The 3,728-nt window shown below is 49.1% G+C and carries 3 protein-coding genes; 2 read left to right on the top strand and 1 reads right to left on the bottom strand.

From position 1 onward, the window contains the following. Positions 1–207 precede the first annotated feature (207 nt). Positions 208–1,239 (bottom strand): cytochrome c oxidase subunit II, encoded by a 1,032-nt coding sequence (locus tag RMO84_RS12430; RefSeq protein WP_310488768.1) that lies wholly within the window; start codon positions 1,237–1,239, stop codon positions 208–210. A 592-nt stretch (positions 1,240–1,831) separates the two neighbouring features. On the opposite strand from RMO84_RS12430, the gene RMO84_RS12435 reads away from it, so the two are divergent. Next, positions 1,832–2,815: a heme A synthase gene (locus RMO84_RS12435; RefSeq protein ID WP_310488769.1), complete on the top strand. Its 984-nt coding sequence runs from the start codon at positions 1,832–1,834 to the stop codon at positions 2,813–2,815. A gap of 52 nt (positions 2,816–2,867) precedes the next feature. Further along, on the top strand, positions 2,868–3,728 hold an 861-nt coding region (locus RMO84_RS12440), incomplete at its 3' end, for a heme o synthase (protein ID WP_310488770.1).

The following is a 3,728-nucleotide window of genomic DNA, read 5'->3' on the forward strand; positions in this document are numbered from 1 at the left end:
ATTATGAACGACATCATCCTCTTTGGTTTCGGTGGGAATCGATAATTCTGCTGTCATCTCTAGGGGATAGGGGATAGAGGGTAAGGGGTAGAGGGTAGGGAGTAGAAAAAACCTGTAGCTCTATAAAGTTGAGTGGATCGAACGCTTTTGCTTAAACCGATCGACTTATTGGATTTTTTTGCTGTACTCTACCCAAACGAGTCAAGGTTATTTGGTCGCAGAGGCGATCGAAGACATATTCATTTCACTCATCTCGTGGTGTAGGTGGGCGATCGTGTCTGGTTTAACGCCCATTTCTTTGGCGTAAGGAGCCAAATAGTTGCTAGTAGACAAATTAGCGGGATTCATCGCGATCGTCTGTTTGACTACTTCAGCTTGGGCTTGGGTGGCTTGTTGCTGGCTGGCAATCCAGGTGTCGTATTCTTCGGGCGTATGCACGATCATCCGCGTCACCATCGAACCGTGATAGCCACCGCAGAGTTCGGCACAGCGTAGAGGATAGTTACCGACTTTGTTGGTAGTGAACCGGAGCTGGGTAGGCGTACCTGGGATGACGTCTTGCTTGAGTCGCAGTTGGGGAATCCACACAGCGTGAATTACGTCTTGAGCGTTCATGTTTAGTTGGACTTCTTTGCCAACTGGGACATGTAGTTCGCCAGATGTAACGTTTGCTTCAGGATAAGTAAAGATCCATGCGTACTGTAAGCCCAAAACGTTGACATTCACCGCAGCAGCTTTACCCTGGTTGGCTGGTGAAGCACCGACACCTAGTGCTGCAATGCGATTATCTTTGGCATCGTTCATCCCTGGCATCGTCGCCGCCATGGCACTACCTTTGCCGCTGGGCATACTGTGCATCGCATGAGCACCGTTGGCAGCGGGATCGAAACCACCCATTTCATTGTAGATTTCAAAGCTGTAGATCGAAATCCATAGGACGATCGCGGCAGGAATGGCCGTCCATAATATTTCTAATGGTACGTTACCTTCGATCGCGGCACCATCGCCGAGTTCGCCTGGTCTGCGCCGAAATTTAATCGCCGAGTAAACGATTACACCTTGAACTAGCAAAAAGAGGCCGACGGAGATGGTCATCATGGCATTGAATAGACCATCGATGTGTGCGGCTTCTTCGGAAGCAGCCACAGGCATCAGTCCGTGATTCTGTCCATACCAGAGACTAACTAAGGTTAGTCCTATGCCCAGCAGGAGGGTAAGAATTGAGCTAGGAATATTCATCGATTATTTCAGGGATGGAGAGTTTTTGGCATTGGGAGGCAGCTCTGGTTCGTGGGCAAAACCGCTCTAGGGGAGCATCGCGCTGGGATGTAACGCAGAGGTTATTCCAGCAAAGCGATCGCCAGTTTCAGGTGTCGATTTGGAGAATAGAGTAGCGCAGGATCGATCGAACCAGGTGACAAAGATGTTTTCAGTCTAAAAATTTAGATAGCGACAATATGTAAGCGAGTTGGCAGTTGAGCTAGTTATGACTACTACCTTACTAAGGTACCGTAGGCAATTAAAGCGATCGGCACTTATTCCCATTTCTTCAGATTTTCTTTGGGATTGATGCGATCGGTTGACTAGTCGCCAAATTTTAAGATTTTTAGCAGGTTAGATCTTTAATACTTTCTTTGGGATCTAATTCGAGCGGGCTTCAAAGTCAGCCAGCGATTAGGTTGTTACTGTTGACTAGGCGTATTTGCGCGATCGACCGCTCGGTTAACACCCTCACAGCCACTAGGTATTAATGCTAGCTTGAGAATAATTATCTCGCTCGTTTAGCCAACGACAGCTCAACTAGGCAACTCACTCGGCGATCGCCAATTTTATGTCTGACTCTGCACTCACCCCTCAATCCCCTGCGGGTAGAGACGCATCTCTACCCAACCAAGCCGACAACCTGGTAGTTCGGGCACGCATGCGGCGAGCGATCTGGAAGATCGCCTTTGCTACTTTATTACTGATGGCCGTAGGCAGTGCCACCAGAGTGATGAATGCTGGCTTGGCTTGCCCAGATTGGCCGTTATGTTACGGGCAATTGGTACCGACGGCACAGATGAATCTCCAGGTATTTTTGGAATGGTTTCATCGCTTGGATGCTGCCTTAATTGGCTTGAGTACTTTGCTCTTGGTTGGCTCATCGTGGTGGTATCGCTATCAGCTACCCCGCTGGCTGCCGTGGGCGACGACATTTGCCATGAGCCTAATTTTGGTGCAAGGAGCCTTGGGCGCGTTCACCGTCACCGAACTACTCCGCTTCGATATTGTCACCGCTCACCTCGGCACCGCACTACTATTTTTTATTACATTATTGACAATCGGTACTTGCCTCCTCCCAGTCCACCAGTCCCCAGTTTCCCACTCCCCCAGTCCCCTCCTTCCCCTCACCGCCGCAATTTTCGTCTATATTCAAAGCATCCTCGGTGGCTTAGTCGGCTCTCGATGGGCACTCCACCAATGTTTTGGCAACTCCGAACTGTGTACTGTAATGAATAGTCACGTTATCGGGGTGGTACCGGCGACCCTGAGCTGCATTGCGGTCATTATCGTTGTCTGGCGCAACTCACATTTACCACAAGCATTTCGGAGGCTGGCGGCTGGAATTGCTGGCTTATTGGTTTGTCAGATCTTGCTCGGTGTGGCTACTTTCAAACTTCATCTGCAGGTTGCACCACTTACTGTCAGCCACCAAACTGTTGGCGCGCTCTTACTCGGTACGCTCGTCGTCTTGACTGGATTGTTATGGCAACTAAATCGATCGAACGTTGTTAATAATTCGATCGACACCGCGCGATCTTTGAGCCGATCCTGACGATCGGTTTTGTCACACTGCTGCGGTCAAAAAATATCCCCCATCCCTACATATGCAAGAGCTTCTCAATCCGTCTTTAGAGTGCAAACACCAAAACTTTCTGCAAGTTATTCAGAGTTATTATCAACTCACTAAACCCAGAATTATTCCGCTCCTATTAATTACTACCGCTGCGGCGATGTGGTTAGCTTCTGACGGTCAGACCGATCCGGTCTTATTTCTAGTCACAGTTATCGGTGGGATGTTAGCCGCAGCTTCAGCGCAGACGATGAATTGCATTTACGATCGAGATATCGATTATGCGATGGAACGCACTCGCAATCGTCCGATTCCTTCGGGTCGCGTGAAGCCGCTCCATGCTGGCATTTTCGCCGCAGTTTTAGCCGGATTATCTTTTGCCACTTTAACCATTTTCACCAATCTGTTAGCCGCACTCTTGGCGATGGCTGGTATTGGTTTTTACATGTGGATTTATACCCACCTGCTCAAACGCCACACGCCCCAAAATATCGTAATTGGTGGGGCGGCTGGAGCCATCCCCGCACTAGTTGGTTGGGCGGCTGTGACTAATAGTTTGAGTATCGAAGCGTGGGTATTATTTGCGATCGTCTTTATCTGGACGCCGCCCCATTTTTGGGCACTGTCGTTGATGATTAAAGACGACTATGCGAAGGTCGGTATCCCGATGTTACCTGTCGTCGTCGGTGAAGCTGCTACTGCCAAACAAATTTGGATTTATACCCTATTGCTGATTCCGACTAGCTTGTTGCTGGTTTACCCGCTCGGTGCGGCTGGTGCTGTCTACGGGATTGCGGCATTAGGATTGGGTGGCGTCTTCGTTTATGAAGCTTGGAAATTATTGCAAGATCCCACCGACAAGAGTGTTGCTAAATCGATGTTTAAGTATTCGATT

The organism is Chamaesiphon sp. VAR_69_metabat_338 (assembly GCF_031423935.1).
Taxonomy (GTDB): Bacteria; Cyanobacteriota; Cyanobacteriia; order Cyanobacteriales; family Chamaesiphonaceae; genus Chamaesiphon.

What these genes read in the sequence shown, in the direction of transcription:
- RMO84_RS12430 (WP_310488768.1), bottom strand. Translation starts at nt 1,239, where the DNA reads ATGAATATTCCTAGCTCAATTCTTACCCTCCTGCTGGGCATAGGACTA.
- RMO84_RS12435 (WP_310488769.1), top strand. Translation starts at nt 1,832, where the DNA reads ATGTCTGACTCTGCACTCACCCCTCAATCCCCTGCGGGTAGAGACGCA.